The organism is Legionella stuttgartensis, from assembly GCF_977063405.2.
This window is the reverse complement of record NZ_CDRUHA020000011.1, coordinates 257,149-273,421: the sequence shown is the minus strand read 5'-3', so window position 1 is coordinate 273,421 and position 16,273 is coordinate 257,149. Positions and strand designations below refer to the sequence as shown.

The following is a 16,273-nucleotide window of genomic DNA, read 5'->3' as shown; positions in this document are numbered from 1 at the left end:
GTTTAGAACTATTTTCACCACAATTAATAGTAGATATTAAACCAATAATAAAAACAAACGCGCTTGTTCCTCAGTATAAATGATGTATAAAAAAAGATTCAAACAGACTACTTTGTTCTAGAGAAAATGAAGTAATAGATACGAGCAATCATGTTGAAGTTTTATCTAATTCCACAACGGGTCGAATTAAATTACCCAGCAATAAAGAAGGATTATTATGAATGATTGGAATTGCCAAATGGTGGGCATTCATAAAGTCTTTAGCTTTGCAATGATCCATAAAATCTAATAACTTGTCGAAATAATTATCGATATTAAGAAACCCTATTTTTTTATCGAACTCGCCTATTTTTATAGCATTCCATGTTTCAATTGCCTCTTCTAGAGTTCCTAATCCTCCTGGCATGACTATAAATACATCGGCCAACGCTTGAAGCATTTTTTTTCGTTGCTGCATTGAATCAACTACATGCAGCTGGTCTAAGATTTCTAATGGTTTTTCTTTATCTAAAAGATGAGTGGTTGTCACTCCTATTGCTTTACCGCCTAATTCTTTTACAGTAGTTGCCAAAAGGCCCATCATTCCTAAACTTGAGCCACCATAGATTAAGGTCAGTCTCATATTAACAAGTTCATGAGCAAGTTTTATCGTGGCATCTTCGAAGGACTTATTATTTCCCAAACTTGCACCAAGATAGACACAAACTGATTCCATAAAAACTCTATTGTTAATTTTTTTGCAATCATACAGGGTTAATAAATCGCAATAAAGAACTACTACGACCAACGAAGTCAGTACCACTTTGGAGCAATCTCAAAAAACAGTCGAGATGAAACAAGAGCTTAAGACAACTAATACTAATAAAGATTCAGGCAGATGCTCTATTATGTGATTATATAAGGTGAATTAATGCGATGTTAATCACTTAAGGGGTTAAATATAGCCTGGTTGCCAGCAACCAGGCTATATGATCTGAGATTTAAATGACTATACTGGTCGCTTTGGAGAGATCTTCATCCTGCATGGTCATTCGTTCCATTATAATGTACATGCACATTCCCAAAATGATGACGCCATCAATAACTAGAACAACAGGACGCATCGAACCATCGAACAAAACGCCTGTTAACGCTACGGCCCCAGAAGAAAATAACAACCGGGTTGACATAATGAACGAAGAACAAACTCCTTTGAGATCTGGTAAAATTTCTAATGATTTTGCAAAGGTCACGCTCATTGGAAAGGCGCAACCAAACGCCATCCAGCACATTGCAAATGTAATCAAACGTGGATAACTTGGATATTTAAACGCAAAATAAGTGAGTAGTACTATTGATATGGTGCAACACACCATCCCTAAGTAGACCGCTTTTCGACTGCCAATTTGATTAATTATTTTATCTGCATAAAAACTGGTGAGCGAAAAAATTAATACGATTAACCCTTGTTGCATCGCAAATTGGAAATAAGACAAGTTACACGTATTAATATAATAAAACGAAGCACTACCCACAAAAGTTAAATAGGCCGTAACTAACATATTTGGCATGCTGGCATATATTAAAAACTTACTATGCGTGCAAACGGTTCGATAGTCATTAAATATGGTCGAAAGCTTTAAGGGCTGCTTTTCTTTTTTAGTTTCCGGTAATTGCCATGCCAAAAAAATCCATGAAATCAATGCAATAATTGCAATAAACGTAAAATTAGCTCGCCAAGTAAAATAGCTGATGAGCGTGCTGCCTACAATCGGAGCTGCTGCCATAAAAATAGTGACATAGGCGTTAATCTTACCAATATAATTTGCAGCCACGGCACCACTATATCGATCAGATATCATGGTAAAGCCGAGCACTACCGTGCTACTAGCACCTAAACCTTGAATAAAACGCCAAAACATTAATTGGTATATGGAAAATGAAAAGACACAACCCACTGCTCCAATTAAGAAACAAGTTGCCCCAAAAATCATTAAACCACGCCGCCCTAAAGATTCAGATAATGGTCCATATAACAACCCAGAAAGACAGAATGCTAAAAAATTAAGACTTAATGTACTTTGTACCTGGGCTTCGGTACTACCGAAGAACTTCATAATGCTAGGAAAGCTGGGTAAGGAAATATCGATTTCCATACAGCAGCCTAATAATGAAATAATAATGAGGGTTACCAGTGATAGCCGAAATGATCTTAATGCCATAATACTTATCTTCTTGATAAATGGACAAATGGGCGATATTTAGAAGGATGCTTCTTAAATCGTCATACAAACTGCAGCAGCACTTAGAATTGTAGCAGTATTTGCACACCTTGAGAAGCAACTGAGATGGGTAAGCCATAGCGAGCGTTGATGCGTTTTAAAGAAAATGAGGGTGTTTAATCTTCACAAAATTATTTCTCTTTTCGACACTCTTTGAGTTAAAAAACCATTCCTTTCCTGTTAAGCTGCGCTAGGATTTTTGAATTTAAACATAGGTGGAAATAATGAAAACTATAAATAAATCAGTATTATTAATACTGGGTTCTTTATCTATGTCAGCCATGGCATCTACAAGCAATTCTAGTTTATATGAAAAAATATACAGGTTAGCAGAACAAATTTATTATACTGAGTATTCATTAAGCCCAGAACAACGCAAAATGACGGAAGAGCTCTCCAATCAAATTGAAGCCGTCATAAGTACACCTAATGATGTCACATGTGGAAATAAGAGCGATGTATTTCAAGAAGCGTACAAATGGTCTTATAGCTCTGATGGTTTGAATGAAACATCGTCTGGAGCAGAAAAATTTGCCACCTTAATAATAAGTAAACCCTGCCCTGCAGCCTACTTAAACGTTTTTAAACCCTCCTACAAATTCGCTTACGCAAGCGATGGCATGAATAAAACCAGATCGGACGCGAAGAACGTTGCCACGAAGATAAGTGATTACGAAGCTTCAAAGTTTTACACTAAAAACTCATTGCAATGTTATATCGATAATTACAAGTTTGCCTATTCAAGTGGGGGTATGAATAAAACTCGCTCTGAAGCAGAGGCTTTTGCAAATCAACAATGCTTGCAATAATAATTCGATAAAGTTTTGGAAGCAAAAGCGGCTATCACCGTCCTGTTTTATAACAAGCAAATTCATCCGGTAGTCGCTTGTTTTGTTTCCAAAGGCTCCTACCATCAATGAACCGAAACCCGGGTTTCACTTCATTACACCCTGGCTACGCTTGCTTTTGCATTATATCTGGAGAGTTTTTTGTTCAGATGCATAATCTTCAAAAACTTTTGTTAATTTTTTATCAAATAAAAATAAGTGATACTTGCCATGTATTCTTCTGTCACTTTCAGTACCCAATAAATTATTTTCATTTATTTTGATAAATTGTTGCACTTCCTCAAAAGCAAGCTTAAAAGGTGTGCAAATATAGAGCGATGGATTCAAATAGTCTCCTTTCATTTTTTCAGAACGCTCAAGAAATTGAAATAATTGCTGAAAACCAGGTACATATTTTTTCTTTTCACATTCATCTAATATGGCATTCAATAAGATAGGCGACGAAAGATGACTACACTCGTACGTCCTCCATGATTTGTAATTACTTTCTCCCCTAACAATCATTGTCGCTTCATAATCCCAATATTGCAGCAAATAACGATTGCGAGGTGAAATAATAAATTGATTTTCATCCATGAAATTTAAAATCACTTGCGCAACACTTTGATCTTGAATGTTCTTATATAAATCTAAAATACTCATATCAAAAGAGGCAAAAACTTGCGGAGCATCTATATCTTCCCAATCGATGGATTTTCCTTCCTCAATAGTACAGTTTGATAAAGTTTTTTTTGCTTTGTTCAAATCATCTATGTCACCTAAAAATTTAATTTTTCAAATGAGTCATATTTTGAATAGTTAATTTTAATGTCATATGCGTAGAACTACTTTCCTTAGAGAAGGATTAATTATATCTAAAAAAAGCTCGAATTTATTCGATTCTAATAAATTAAATAGAGAATCACCTTCAAAAACAAAATTTTTTTTGTATTTTGTGTGGGTAAAATGACCCATCGCACTTGTTTTACGCTTGCTTAGAAGTGATAAAATTCATAATGATCGCTATCGATTCATCGATTAAGTACTTGGACGTATCAATCATAATTTGCTTGCTTTCCCACGGTTCATAATTACGATCCAAAACGGCTTGCCATGTGGGCAGTTCATGGCCATCTATATCTGCAACGCGTCCTTCTACTCGACTTTGATGTATTTGCTCATCGGAACACATTAGTTCAATCTCGATAATATCTGCTTCAGTTTGTTTTGCTACCTGCTGCCATTGTTGGCGTGTTATCGCTATTGGATTAACCGAGTCGGCCACGACGTTTAAACCCAGGTCCAAATTCTCTCGAGCTACTGCATAACTGATTAAATACCCTTCTGAGCCTACTATCAATTCCTCAGGATAACCGTCTATGTTAATTAAGGCCTGCTCAATAGTATCTACTCGTAAGTAAACCGCTTTTAAGCGCTTGGCAATAATTTTAGAAATTGTCGTTTTTCCTGTCCCAGGTAAACCACCAAAAACAATTAACTTCATAAGATTACCTCATAGACTTTTTTCTCATTTTCCTTTTTTCTTAAAAATGTGCAACTTTATCATCACAAATTGAGTCAAAAGGACCAACCTATTTCGACTTAATGATTTCAAATTGGTTAACAACAAAGTATACTTGCCGCTTTTTTATCCATCATGGTGATTGCAATGACAATTCTAGCGGTTTGTGGACCTATAGGTAGTGATTTTAAGGCGTTCAGTGAACAATGTTATTCTCTATTAAATAAAGAGAAGACTCAATTGATTGATAGTTCTGCTTATGAATCGCTCGATTTACTATTATCTGCTATCGACAATGCCCAGGGCGATATCATTATTTTTGGGGCTGATATTTTTTTAAATGAACAATTACGTTCAAAATTGGATATCAAAGTGTTTCTTGAGCTGGATGCAGATCTGTGTCTAAGTAACTATTTGAGATCATTCGATGCAAACGAACTTCTTGAGGAACGATTGGATTACTATCTTACTGAGATTAAGCCCCTAAATGAAAAAGTAAGATTATCTTCAAAATATGCCGCTATGCGCCGCCCGCAAGCGAGTTCCAATGAAAAATTAATTGATTTGCTTATTGATGAAGACAATAAAACCTTAAAGAAACTTCAAGTTGTATCTGTATCCAGAGATATGTTCTGGAAACTTGAAACGCAACAAACAGATAGTCATTTAAGTGCCGCTCCCACTAACATGTCGCAGGTATACATTTAATGCGACCAGGCATACTTTATTTGCTTGGCAGTTGCCTCTTGAGCACCTCTTTAGCTTAAGAGACCGCAGCCAAGTACCATTCAACATTCTTCTCAACCTAAAAGCAGCTTTGAAGTATCAGTAAAGACATTGAATAATACGACAGCAAAATGCACAATAGTGACCCATATTGCTTGGAGAATATTATAAATGACACATTCACTTACACAGCCCCTTCTTGAAGAAATTGTTTCTCAATTTGAATCAATTGAGGAAATTAATAAAATGCTTAATGCTGTTGTAGGCCCTGATGGACCGATTCCTGACGAAATTAAATGCGAGCTAAGAAATAAATTATCCACGATTGAATCACTCATTGAATTTAATTATTGGTGTGGGGAATTCATACGAAGGCAAAAGGGAGTTGACACGTTTATATTAAATATTATTCAAGATCGAATTCAAAATCCCCTACAAAGATTATCCATATTGGACTTATTACTTAATCAATACAACCACACCGCTCCCCAGCGACAGGTTGGGATCAATATAACGCTCAATAAATTGATTGAATTTATAGGGTATAAAATACCTGCCCTTTCGAATGAAAATATTCATGTACCGCTGGATACACTTGCACTCTTTTTAAGAGCATCTAAAAGTTTGGTGCCGATTTCGGCCTTGTTTTATAAACTGGGATTAATTGAGAAACTAACTATAAAAGCACAAGAAACTACGTTGAGTTTGGATGAATTTTTGTTTTATACAGCATTTGCTTCGGCAAAAGATATCATTGCACTCCCAAACAGGACTTTAACCACAATTACCCAAGCCATCACACAGCACCCTGGCCAACGAGAAGGTAGCCAGCCTAAAGATAGATATCAATACTTATTGCTTAAACACTCCATGGCAAAAATTAACTTATTAAAATCAGACGCGGACAATAACCTTTCTGTTGAATTGAGTCGCCTTTTGAATCAAGAGACGTGCAGTCAACTAGCTCGACATAATACTGCACCCTATGCCTTACTTCCGATTGATTATTTGGACGGCCCTCTTCTCGACATTACGAATCTAAATTTAGCAAGAGCACAATGGAATGGGTTGTATTTAGCAAGAGCAAAAATAATAAATGCCAACTTAATTGCATCACAATTATCAAATAGCCAACTACCGCAATCCATGTTAAATAATGTATCTCTATCAGATTCACTTATTAATGAGAGCAATTTATCGAGCTCCCATATAAAGAATGTTGATTTCACTCGTAGTTCGCTAATCAGTACGAGTATGCGAAAAGCCTTTTTCTCTGGTCGCGTACGCTTTAATCACGCGATTTTAGAGGAAACAATTTTTAGTAATGCATATTGTACTCCTAATAGCGAAATTGATTTTGGTGATGCCCGACTTAATCGAGCCAATCTGGATCAGACTTGTTTTTCAAAGGTTAATGAAACCACCCCAGAAGGAAATCAAATTAATTTTTCAAGAGCAAATCTCGAGCAGGCATCACTTACCCATGTTTGGTTAGAAGGTAAGAATGCGAAGATGGAGTACGCGCGATTAATTGGTGTTGATGCAAGTGACGCCCATTTAAAATATGCCAACTTAAAATACGCTGATATGAGGGGAATCAATTTATCTCGAGCTGATTTAAGTGGTACTGATTTAAGTGGAGCCATTCTTATTGGCGCGAATTTAACACATGTTCGTTTGAACAATACCAAATTAACTGGAGCAAAGTTCTTAGATTTATCACCAATAACATTAGTTCAACCCACACCAGCTCATATCGAGTTAGTTAATCATTTAACTAATGAACTTGATCGTTTAATGGATACATATAGTAGAGAACAATTAGAAGTCATAAGCTTAATAGTTGCCCAACAAATCATCGAAACGGTAATGAAGAGAGATGATTGGGATAATGAATCGAAGAGCGATTATTTACAACGAGCTTTATTGCACCCTGTCTTCAAACACCAGAGTATTATGAATTTATTCTATTCGAACGCAGTGAGGATGCTTGGTTTTCTAAGCGACCAAAACGGACTCTCTGCAAGCCAAGAATGTATAAAGAGTGCACTGGATGAATTGAATAGTAATTATCAATTGACCCTAGTGGAACCGGTTTATTAATCGATTCAACTGATCCAAGATATCGTATTTTTTTGAACAATTTTTCGGGTTTTTAATGGACAAATTGTTTATAGTGTCATTCCCGCGCATGGGGAATCTATCATCAAAGTAATTCCTTACTATGTTTGTAAGATGGATTCCCGCCCACGCAGGAATGGCGTGAATTTAGGGAGCAATGTATTATTGCCATCAATATTGAACATTAAAAAATCTTTTGCATAAAAAGATGACGTACCCTAGGTCAAATAGCCTTATCTCGTCACATTGGTTTGCTGGGCTTATCAGCCCAGTCTTACTGTCGCTAACTTGCATCGATTATAGATTTAACGTTACACCTTGCTTAGGTTTAATTAATTCTACGCCAATATCATTTTCCTGGGACAGTTCGTTTATAACCTGTATTCCTACATCGTCCTTAGCATTTGAAAAGTCTGATAATCTGGGTTTGATGTGAGTAACCACAACTGGCAATCCCCGTAGAGAGTTTCTTAAGTCTAATGGATCAACAATCGACGCCAATTGCCGTAACTCAGACATAAATAAGTTTGGTTTTAAATGACCAAATAATTTGTTATCGGGTTGAGAGTTTAAAAATGAGCACTCGAGCATGATAGCGTGCAGTTGCTTATTTCTTATGAGTAGCGCAATCTCGTTCCAAATACTCTCCATGCTTGTCGATTGTTCAATACTATCAGCGCCAGTATCACCAAAATATAAGATGTATTCAGTCTTATAACGAATTAAAAAAGCACTGGATGGCATACCACTATGGCTCAAAGGAAACGCTTTGACATGCAGTTCAGTATTAGGAATAGCAACCCACTGGAGTAATGGCATCGTTTGATAGTGCTGATAATTCAAGTGTGGAATTTCTCCTTTATCGCCAAAATTCCCCCACACGGACCAATTAAAAACATTCTTTTGCAATGCCTGCATAGTTTCTTCGCGTGCCATAATTGTTTGCTGCTCTCGCAGTTCGGGTTGTGCCATCACAAGCCCCATAAGATGATCAAGATGAGCGTGAGAAATGAGGTACGCTGGAATATGGTTTTGCAGCAAATCTTCAACATTTTTATTACGCATCGATTGTTTATCGACTGCAACTGCAAGCCCATGCACCAAAGTCCCCCCATCAAGAGCCACATAATTTTCGCTCTCGATTGTCTTTAACAAATAAGCAGATAAATTTCCATCTTTCATACCACCATAAACTCCAAGAGGAACAACTTCGAAGACGGGTGCACAAGAGGCGGTTTGAGAAAAAGCAAAAATAAACACTGTAATCAATAACTGGCGCATGTGGATTTCCTTAAATGATGCGGTTAAATTCGTAAAAATAATATAAAATTCTGAGCCGCTTCAACTACCGTATTTATACGGTGATCCGTCGCATTAAAGCGACTTTATAATAGCAGCCTGATTTAATCGAGCCGGGATAAGATTGTGATAACCATTTAACACTGCTTTTACCAGTAGTTCCGCTTTATTTTTACAATCCATTTTATTTTTAATATGTTCGATGTAAGACTCTATTGTTCGTGTTGATAGAGAAAGCAAAGCCCCTATTTCTTTGGCGGATTTACCTCTTATTAATAAAAAAACACATTCACACTCACGGTTTGACAATGCATATTTATTTTCGTTGCCCTTCAGCGTGTAATGATGGGTACTTAAATGCAATTGCTCATCGAACTCACTTAACAGCCTAAACAACTCATTCTTAGGACATGGACGACAATGATAAATCAATCCAGTTACGTTATTGTTTTGGTCTGTTAAAGGACTTTTTTCTAAAAGAAACACGTCATTAGTTTTTGAATCTAAATGCACGGTAGATACTTTTTCGCCGTTCAATACGCATAAATCTTGCTGATGGAATATTTGATTCTCTTCAATAGAATAAGGGGACAGTTCTTCATCTGTTTTACCAGCAACTTCTTCGACATCAGTACAACCTTTAAATTCTAGCAAAGCTTTGTTTGCGCCTACATAATGTCGGTTTAAATCCTTCCAACCAATGTAGCCAGGAAGATGATCCAGTAATGATATTTCAGGAATCAACATGAGTCATATCCTCCAATGAATGCTCATTTCTATACGAGTAAATTATAATTTCAGACTCTTAAAAAGATCTATTAAAACCATTTATTAATATCATTTTCTAAAAAATAAATTGATATAAAAATAGATCGATTGTTAGTTAATAACACCGACTGACAGTCAAATGTACTATATTAAACATAGTATCAACGAAGCAGATTGTAGTTTCAAAGTAAAAGGAGTTACTAAAATGGCATACTGGAATCAATTTCAAGCAAATGCAGCCAGCCAGGGGTTTGCCCCGCTTTTTAATATGCCTGTATCCTCTGCAAAATGGCAGGTAGAAGTAGGTCCTGTAGCCTTTGCTTCACCAGTCATTGGCAATGACGGAACCATTTATATTGGCAATTTAATGGGTGAACTCGTGGCTGTTTTGCCGACTGGTTCGATAAGATGGAAAAAAATGCTGGATCAACGGGGTTGTACCATTGCTGGAAGCCCAGCAGTGGATAAGAATGGCAATATTTATGTTATCACTACTCATAGAGCCAAAGTGCGTGATCATCGAGGAGGCAGCACCGTCTATTCTTATGTAGCTCACAGTAAACTACACAGCTTAACTCCCAATGGGCAATTACGATGGATTTTCAATTTTCCAATCAATCCAAATCGAAATATAACAGATGGATATACTTTATCATCACCTAAAATATGGAATACACAAGAGCCACTAATTTTTATTCCTGTGCTGTTCACAAGAATTGTCTCAAGAATGGAATTATTAGCTATCGATCAAACAGGTCAAGTAGTGAGTAATGTTTTCGTTTCAGAATATCCCATCCCACCTGTTGAAACTACTGGAGGCGTAACTCTTGGCGGTATTTTTGGTGGTATTTGGGATTTCCTCAATGGTATGGAATTTGAACCAAGCGGGGGTGGTCCGACTTTACAACAACTATTTGGGTGGGCAGAGCCATCAATTGCTATTGCAGATTTTGGTTCGTTCTCTTCCAGACCTGTGATTGTAGTTGATGATAATTACAAACAACTATCAGCATTTCGTTGGCAAAATCGACAATTCCAACCTTTATGGAGTAAGCGTTCAGCAAAACCACGATTAAGAGCTTCCCCGGCTGTTTTTTTAAGCAGTATGGTCGCAACAGGTCAGCAAGATGGTACTTTAGCTTTTTATGATCTGTTAACAGGTTCTGAATTATTAAAACCATGGTATAAAGCGCGACAAGCCATACAATCACCCCCGGCCTCTTTTCTTAGTCAAATTTATTTTACTGCAGGCACATCGGTAGTAGCTTTAGATGCGGGAGGAAGATTGCTGCGTCAATTTGAAATGAGTGAACATTCACTTGGTGCTGCACTAGGATCCCCTGCCATCTCCGGGAATCGTGTTTATGTAAACGCTCAAGAAGGACTCCATTCATTTTCTTTAAATCTTGATGATGTGGATAAAAACAGCAGTGTACTTGGTGGCGTTTCATCACCTGCTATTGCTGATGATGGTACGGTGTATGTTATTGATCGTAACAAACAATTATGGGCTTTTGGTGAATAAAATAAAGAGGATCATGAGGTTGATAAACGTCGTTTTTGTCAATGTATCAATTTATTGATCATTTAGTTATCATGCGCTCCAGGAACAGTACTAAAAATCGTTTTTATTTACTAAATATGGAGTGATATTCATGGCAAAAGAATTTGTACCCTTTTTGCTTAAAGATCAGATCGATGACGCGTTAAAACAAAATACTCAAGAGCTATTGGAAAAAAAGATACACCAGGCTCTTGATACAAGTTCAAAAAAAATTTATGCAGCGCGATATCTGGATCATCTGCTATTAAAATTCCAAAAGCAGAAAAAAGAATGCGAGATTATTTGGGCCGAAGAGGATAAAGAATATCAAGCGGCACTGAAAAGTGATGATCCTCTAGTAAAATTTCGAGTAGGCATACATAATTCTTATGTGAATGCAGGTAACGACTTAAATCGATTGATGAAACAAATTGATCCTACTGTGGGGAACATCTATACATCCCCTGATGAGCTAAAAAAACAGAGAAGAACCCAAATCGTGAACGTGTTAGAGGATAATCTCCTACGAGTTCGTATAGGTCGAAACGCAATCGAACTCACGCAAAGCGAAGAAGAGCTTATCAAACCTAATATGCAAAGACTCTATCAAGAGCAAGTAAATAACAGGAAGTGGTATCAAAACGGTATATTTGTGGCTGTTGTTTCTGTCGTTTTGCTTCCATTTTCCCCTCTTTTTTATTACTTATGGAAAAAAGATCGCGACCAAGAATTAATTCAACCCAATCCAATAACTCCAGAGGATCGAGTTGTAATCAGAGCGGTTCGTCAACAATTTAAAAAAGCTGTGAACAACGACAACAGTTGGAATGCTAAAAAGGAATTTATTACTGAGAAAGGGCCGAGAACTTTATCTCCAGAGGTACCCGAATTTGTGACTAAATATAGAAAAGACCAAGATGCATTTTTTCTTAAAAACCGTCAACACACTTTTTTCTGGGTCGGTAGAGAAGATAGAGACTTTGTTAAAAACAGTATAGAACAAGATTTGGATGCACGTATGACTCTCGGTCTTTAATCTAATAAAAATTGTCTCTTGCAGAACAACAAATGAGGTTGGGCTTAGGCCCAACTTACTTGTTCTATATTGATGACATTCCCCCGCAGGCGGTAATCCATATCAAATTAATGGTCGTGTTGCAAAAATATAAAGATGACAAAAGGGTCGATTTTACGTCACAGGTCAACTGTATTCGGAATATCGTTTAATATCATGATAGTTCATTGCAACTCCCATCCATCTAAATAGTAAATTGTCCATTTTTTAAACATTCTCATGATTTCAAACCCATCCCCAACACCACCCTATTAAAACTTGACGTTGCCTTTAAATAGACAGTGAACGCGCTTTATCTATCCATCGAGCTCATTATTTAATCAATCCTTAATATTTTTATTATACCATTATCTAATCTAATTAATCTGAGTATGTTATGAAGAATTTAAAATTTGAAGAACGGGTTGAATTATTAAAATTAGCTCAAGAATCCATTACCTACAAAAATGATAATAAAAAATTAGAAGAAATAAAATTTAAAGCACTTAAATTAATTCATGATAAACCTGAGGAAATCGATAATTGGAATAAATCAAGTTCTGAAGAAGACACAAAAAAACTAAATAAACTTGTGGATGAATTGTATGATTATTTTGATAAGTTATTAATGGCAAAGAGTAAAATTTTATCTGCAGGAACTAACTTAATTTCAAATTTTGATGAAGCGGAACTAGATGCAAAAGAGGCAATTCGTTTAGCAAGTGGAAATCCTAAACAATATGACGAATATGAGAAAAATGTAGCAAACTATTTTGCTTCAGATGAAGCAAAAGATATTAACCAACGAAAAAAGAAAGGTGAACAAATTGATCATCCTAAAAACATTTTAGACCAACAACAATTTATAAAAGATGCAAAAAATATTGTAAATACTTTAGCTAATTCATTAATGGTTAGTTCACCAGAGTTTAGAAAAAATAGAGTTAATTTCATTAAGCAAACCTTGGAAGGCCCGGAATATCAAGCTGAATTTGTTGCACGGGACGGTCAAATGCAGTTTAGAACAATACGGCCTGATGGGGATTATGGAAAACCAGCTGTAGCTTTTAAAGAAGGATTGGCGCCTCAATTTGTCAGTGTATGGGCGTTCCAAACTGGTGTGATTAGTAAGCCTTACGTCAATGATGTATACAAGACCACAGGCGAAAAAGTGGGCTGGTCCGGTGGGATAACTTCAACTTCCGCCAATATAAAATTTTGTGCAGCGTTTGATTTTGCAGCCACTTACGGTATACAAAATGGACTTATTTATGTTTATTCTTGTGATGAAGCTGCTTCTATTGCGCGTCACATCAGTTTTGGTGTTGGATATGATGGCAAAGTTCGCCAAACTCAAGGGGTTGAAAGAAGTAATGCAGAAGCAGCCATGGAATATATGCTACCTTATTTAGCTCCGGAAAGAATTGTTGGAGCTAGGGAAATTAAGGAAGACGGATCGCTGGGAGCTTATTTTCCAAATCCAAATGTGAAGTTCAGTGCATATGGTGATACTGAATATCTAAAACTCATGCTATGCAACAGTGTTGATGAAATTAAATTAGTCGAATATTTAGAGCGCAGAAGTGTTGAAGTGATACATCATGACGAAGACATTGAATATACAAATAAGATGGTTGTATTGTTTCGTACTCTTCCTGTTGAACGACAAACAGTTATTCTGAAGTTAGCGCATTCATCACTCATTGCGTTGAATAACGAGTTAACACAAAATCTAGATCCTAACCTCAAGGAAACAGATCCCCAAAAGTGGGAGTTATTACAAAATTTAAACTGTCCAGGTAACCTCCAAAACTCTATTGAAGTGTTACCTATTGCGCTCCAAGAAGCATTATCTATGGAACAACACAAAGAACTTTCTAAAGGATTGGAAAAAGACAAAAAAATGTTTGATGTTAAATCACATTTCCCATTTCAATTTGAGAGAGAGAAACGCAGTACAAAGGAAAGTAGGCCAGAACCCGTAGTATATTTTCCACGGCGCTTTTTTAGGGATAAACTTGGGACTGTTTGTCAGGATGAATTAGAAGAGGTTGGTAAGATTACGCCAACCACTTTAACTAAAAGAAAATAGAGTCCAATATCGACTTCTAATCTATTAATGTTATTAGAGTAGTATGAGTAAGATTGGATGCACACCCGACGTTAGATTTTTAGCCCATAAAATCGTTTCTTAAGATACAAGAAACGATTTTACCAAATCCATTAAATTCTTACGACAAGGTTACTTTTTCAATAGCGGTTGGATTTTCTTGTTCCATCGCTTGTTTTTTTGCTTCCACTACTTGCTTTCCTTTGGGGCTACTGTGAAGCGTTATACCCGAATTGATTGCCTCGGAGATATCAACCCTCTTATCCAGCGTTTCTATAAATTGATCGAGCACGGGAGACTCAAATACTTTGTGCAATTCGCGAAGAATATCCTCTGGTTTTTTTAGCTCGTTAGAACAGAATTCGCAGTCGCTCGAAGACGACATTAACATCATCACCTTGGGATGCAGGTTTTTCCATTCAGCAGAATTTATAAAATCATTGTAAGCAAATATACGCGTAGCAAACCATTGAATATTATCTATTCCATTACCAATTCCATGGTGGTCAATACCGAACACAAAATAAGGTGCAAGCCTGCCTGGGAAATGGGAATTTTCTGTTAACCTAATCCCAACTTTTTCTAATTTTATTTCTTTTCTCGAGAACATTGTTTGGCCCCTAAGTTCAAAATGAGGACAAATATATAGAATAAATTTTGGAAACTCAAATAACATATTCATATCGAACTAAATATTTTGGGCGTATAAATTTTAAATGGTATCCTTGCCTTCCCACCTCAATTTTTGTGAATGAGTGTACTAAACGATTGCAATGATTTAGTAAAAAGCAGTAACGAGGCAGGAATTTCTTTTTCTGCAGGACGAAGAATCAAAAGGAACTAACAACATGCTGAAAACGAGTCAAGTGAGTGAAACCTTGCGTCAATCGGGTATTCGTGCGGCGAGCACGGAGTGTGAAAAAATTGGCGGCATCAATTTAGGTCAGGGTATTTGTGATTTACCCACACCTGAGATTATCAAACAAGCGGCTATACGTGCGATTGAACAGGAAAAAAATGTGTACTCTGCTTGTGAAGGGGTATTCAATTTACGCCATGCTATTGCCGATAAAATTCAAACGTTTAATAAAATCCCGGTTCATGCCGAAACAGAAATTCTGGCGACCCACGGTTCTACTGGCGCATTTGTCTGTGCGGCGATGTCTTTGTTTAATCCAGGAGATGAAGTTATTTTGTTTGAACCGTTCTATGGCTACCACAAAAATATTTTGGAGCTGTATCAAGTTAATGTTAAAGCGGTCCCTATTAATTTGCATGATTTAAGCATTCAAATCGCTGACCTTGAACAAGCGATTACTCCTAAAACCCGTGCAATTATCATTTGCACACCGTGTAATCCTTGTGGCAAAGTTTTTTCTGAGCAGGAATTATTAGCGATTGGCGAAATTGCAGAACACTATAATTTAGCCGTTATTACTGATGAAATTTATGAATATATTACTTATCCTGGTTATACACATGTGTCGTTTGCCAGTTTAAAAAATTTTAAAGAACGCACGATTACGATTTCAGGATGCTCAAAAACCTATAATATGACGGGATGGCGTTTAGGTTATGCCAGTGGTCCAGCACATATAATTGCAAAAATGGCCTTGATTCAAGATTTATTGTATGTGTGCCCTGCAACCCCATTACAATATGCGGCGATCGATGCGTTCAAATTACAAGAAACTTATTATCAAAAAATGTGTCAAACCTATTTAGAAAAACGTGATCATACAGTTCGTGAGTTACGTGAGATTGGTTTTGAAGTCACCGTTCCTCAGGGCGCTTATTATATCATGGCTGATTTTTCACGCATGGGCATTAAAGATGATGCCACTATGGCACGCATGTTATTGGATCAGGCCAAAGTTGCCGTGGTTCCTGGACGCTCTTTTTATTTAAATCCGGATAAAGGAAAACATGTTGTACGTCTTTGCTATGCCTTAAGTAAAGAAAAAGTGGCACAAGGGTTGAAGCAGATGAAACATGGTCTAATGGCACTAAGTTAAGCTTGTTTACCTAGAACTTACGTTCCG

At 36.7% G+C, this 16,273-nt stretch carries 14 protein-coding genes; 7 read left to right on the top strand and 7 right to left on the bottom strand.

What is annotated here, in order from left to right:
- Positions 1–148: 148 nt before the first annotated feature.
- Both ACWTEW_RS03515 and ACWTEW_RS03510 read right to left on the bottom strand, forming a co-directional pair.
- Complete coding sequence (locus ACWTEW_RS03515) at positions 149–715, bottom strand: LOG family protein (RefSeq protein WP_454780376.1); 567 nt, start codon at positions 713–715, stop codon at positions 149–151.
- Between the two features lie 265 nt (positions 716–980).
- Positions 981–2,201 carry a multidrug effflux MFS transporter gene (locus ACWTEW_RS03510; RefSeq protein WP_454780375.1) on the bottom strand — a complete coding sequence of 407 codons (1,221 nt, stop codon included), beginning with the start codon at positions 2,199–2,201 and terminating at the stop codon, positions 981–983.
- A 284-nt stretch (positions 2,202–2,485) separates the two neighbouring features.
- Here ACWTEW_RS03510 and ACWTEW_RS03505 point away from each other — a divergent pair, with 284 nt between their 5' ends.
- Positions 2,486–3,070 (top strand): hypothetical protein, encoded by a 585-nt coding sequence (locus tag ACWTEW_RS03505; RefSeq protein ID WP_454780374.1) that lies wholly within the window; start codon positions 2,486–2,488, stop codon positions 3,068–3,070.
- Between the two features lie 162 nt (positions 3,071–3,232).
- On the opposite strand, the gene ACWTEW_RS03500 is transcribed toward ACWTEW_RS03505, so the two are convergent.
- Complete coding sequence (locus ACWTEW_RS03500) at positions 3,233–3,853, bottom strand: hypothetical protein (RefSeq protein WP_454780373.1); 621 nt, start codon at positions 3,851–3,853, stop codon at positions 3,233–3,235.
- A gap of 220 nt (positions 3,854–4,073) precedes the next feature.
- Entirely contained in the window at positions 4,074–4,592 is a 519-nt protein-coding gene (locus ACWTEW_RS03495) for a P-loop nucleotide/nucleoside kinase family protein (RefSeq protein WP_454780372.1), read from the bottom strand.
- Positions 4,593–4,757: 165 nt separating this feature from the next.
- Here ACWTEW_RS03495 and ACWTEW_RS03490 point away from each other — a divergent pair, with 165 nt between their 5' ends.
- Together ACWTEW_RS03490 and ACWTEW_RS03485 are read left to right on the top strand one after the other, a co-directional pair.
- Entirely contained in the window at positions 4,758–5,318 is a 561-nt protein-coding gene (locus ACWTEW_RS03490) for a nucleoside/nucleotide kinase family protein (protein ID WP_454780371.1), read from the top strand.
- A gap of 189 nt (positions 5,319–5,507) precedes the next feature.
- Positions 5,508–7,439 carry a pentapeptide repeat-containing protein gene (locus ACWTEW_RS03485; protein ID WP_454780370.1) on the top strand — a complete coding sequence of 644 codons (1,932 nt, stop codon included), beginning with the start codon at positions 5,508–5,510 and terminating at the stop codon, positions 7,437–7,439.
- A 315-nt stretch (positions 7,440–7,754) separates the two neighbouring features.
- Here the strand turns inward: ACWTEW_RS03485 and ACWTEW_RS03480 are convergent, their stop codons facing one another.
- A complete protein-coding gene (locus ACWTEW_RS03480; RefSeq protein ID WP_454780369.1) occupies positions 7,755–8,738 on the bottom strand; it encodes an MBL fold metallo-hydrolase in 984 nt (327 codons plus the stop codon).
- A 93-nt stretch (positions 8,739–8,831) separates the two neighbouring features.
- Positions 8,832–9,503 carry a helix-turn-helix transcriptional regulator gene (locus tag ACWTEW_RS03475; protein WP_454780368.1) on the bottom strand — a complete coding sequence of 224 codons (672 nt, stop codon included), beginning with the start codon at positions 9,501–9,503 and terminating at the stop codon, positions 8,832–8,834.
- A 226-nt stretch (positions 9,504–9,729) separates the two neighbouring features.
- Between ACWTEW_RS03475 and ACWTEW_RS03470 the strand changes: the two genes are divergently transcribed.
- From ACWTEW_RS03470 to ACWTEW_RS03460, 3 genes are all read left to right on the top strand, one after another.
- Positions 9,730–11,049: an outer membrane protein assembly factor BamB family protein gene (locus ACWTEW_RS03470; protein WP_454780367.1), complete on the top strand. Its 1,320-nt coding sequence runs from the start codon at positions 9,730–9,732 to the stop codon at positions 11,047–11,049.
- Between the two features lie 130 nt (positions 11,050–11,179).
- A complete protein-coding gene (locus tag ACWTEW_RS03465) occupies positions 11,180–12,103 on the top strand; it encodes a hypothetical protein (RefSeq protein WP_454780366.1) in 924 nt (307 codons plus the stop codon).
- Between the two features lie 415 nt (positions 12,104–12,518).
- Positions 12,519–14,213, top strand: coding sequence for a hypothetical protein (locus ACWTEW_RS03460; protein WP_454780365.1), 1,695 nt, complete (start codon positions 12,519–12,521; stop codon positions 14,211–14,213).
- A 139-nt stretch (positions 14,214–14,352) separates the two neighbouring features.
- On the opposite strand, the gene ACWTEW_RS03455 is transcribed toward ACWTEW_RS03460, so the two are convergent.
- Positions 14,353–14,841 carry a hypothetical protein gene (locus ACWTEW_RS03455; RefSeq protein WP_454780364.1) on the bottom strand — a complete coding sequence of 163 codons (489 nt, stop codon included), beginning with the start codon at positions 14,839–14,841 and terminating at the stop codon, positions 14,353–14,355.
- Positions 14,842–15,079: 238 nt separating this feature from the next.
- On the opposite strand from ACWTEW_RS03455, the gene ACWTEW_RS03450 reads away from it, so the two are divergent.
- Positions 15,080–16,246 carry a pyridoxal phosphate-dependent aminotransferase gene (locus ACWTEW_RS03450; protein WP_454780363.1) on the top strand — a complete coding sequence of 389 codons (1,167 nt, stop codon included), beginning with the start codon at positions 15,080–15,082 and terminating at the stop codon, positions 16,244–16,246.
- The last annotated feature ends 27 nt before the right edge of the window (positions 16,247–16,273 follow it).

Excerpts from the sequence above, each read along its gene's own strand:
- ACWTEW_RS03515 (WP_454780376.1), bottom strand. The coding sequence starts at position 715 with ATGGAATCAGTTTGTGTCTATCTTGGTGCAAGTTTGGGAAATAATAAG.
- ACWTEW_RS03510 (WP_454780375.1), bottom strand. The coding sequence starts at position 2,201 with ATGGCATTAAGATCATTTCGGCTATCACTGGTAACCCTCATTATTATT.
- ACWTEW_RS03505 (WP_454780374.1), top strand. The coding sequence starts at position 2,486 with ATGAAAACTATAAATAAATCAGTATTATTAATACTGGGTTCTTTATCT.
- ACWTEW_RS03495 (WP_454780372.1), bottom strand. The coding sequence starts at position 4,592 with ATGAAGTTAATTGTTTTTGGTGGTTTACCTGGGACAGGAAAAACGACA.
- ACWTEW_RS03490 (WP_454780371.1), top strand. The coding sequence starts at position 4,758 with ATGACAATTCTAGCGGTTTGTGGACCTATAGGTAGTGATTTTAAGGCG.
- ACWTEW_RS03485 (WP_454780370.1), top strand. The coding sequence starts at position 5,508 with ATGACACATTCACTTACACAGCCCCTTCTTGAAGAAATTGTTTCTCAA.
- ACWTEW_RS03480 (WP_454780369.1), bottom strand. The coding sequence starts at position 8,738 with ATGCGCCAGTTATTGATTACAGTGTTTATTTTTGCTTTTTCTCAAACC.
- ACWTEW_RS03475 (WP_454780368.1), bottom strand. The coding sequence starts at position 9,503 with ATGTTGATTCCTGAAATATCATTACTGGATCATCTTCCTGGCTACATT.
- ACWTEW_RS03470 (WP_454780367.1), top strand. The coding sequence starts at position 9,730 with ATGGCATACTGGAATCAATTTCAAGCAAATGCAGCCAGCCAGGGGTTT.
- ACWTEW_RS03465 (WP_454780366.1), top strand. The coding sequence starts at position 11,180 with ATGGCAAAAGAATTTGTACCCTTTTTGCTTAAAGATCAGATCGATGAC.
- ACWTEW_RS03460 (WP_454780365.1), top strand. The coding sequence starts at position 12,519 with ATGAAGAATTTAAAATTTGAAGAACGGGTTGAATTATTAAAATTAGCT.
- ACWTEW_RS03455 (WP_454780364.1), bottom strand. The coding sequence starts at position 14,841 with ATGTTCTCGAGAAAAGAAATAAAATTAGAAAAAGTTGGGATTAGGTTA.
- ACWTEW_RS03450 (WP_454780363.1), top strand. The coding sequence starts at position 15,080 with ATGCTGAAAACGAGTCAAGTGAGTGAAACCTTGCGTCAATCGGGTATT.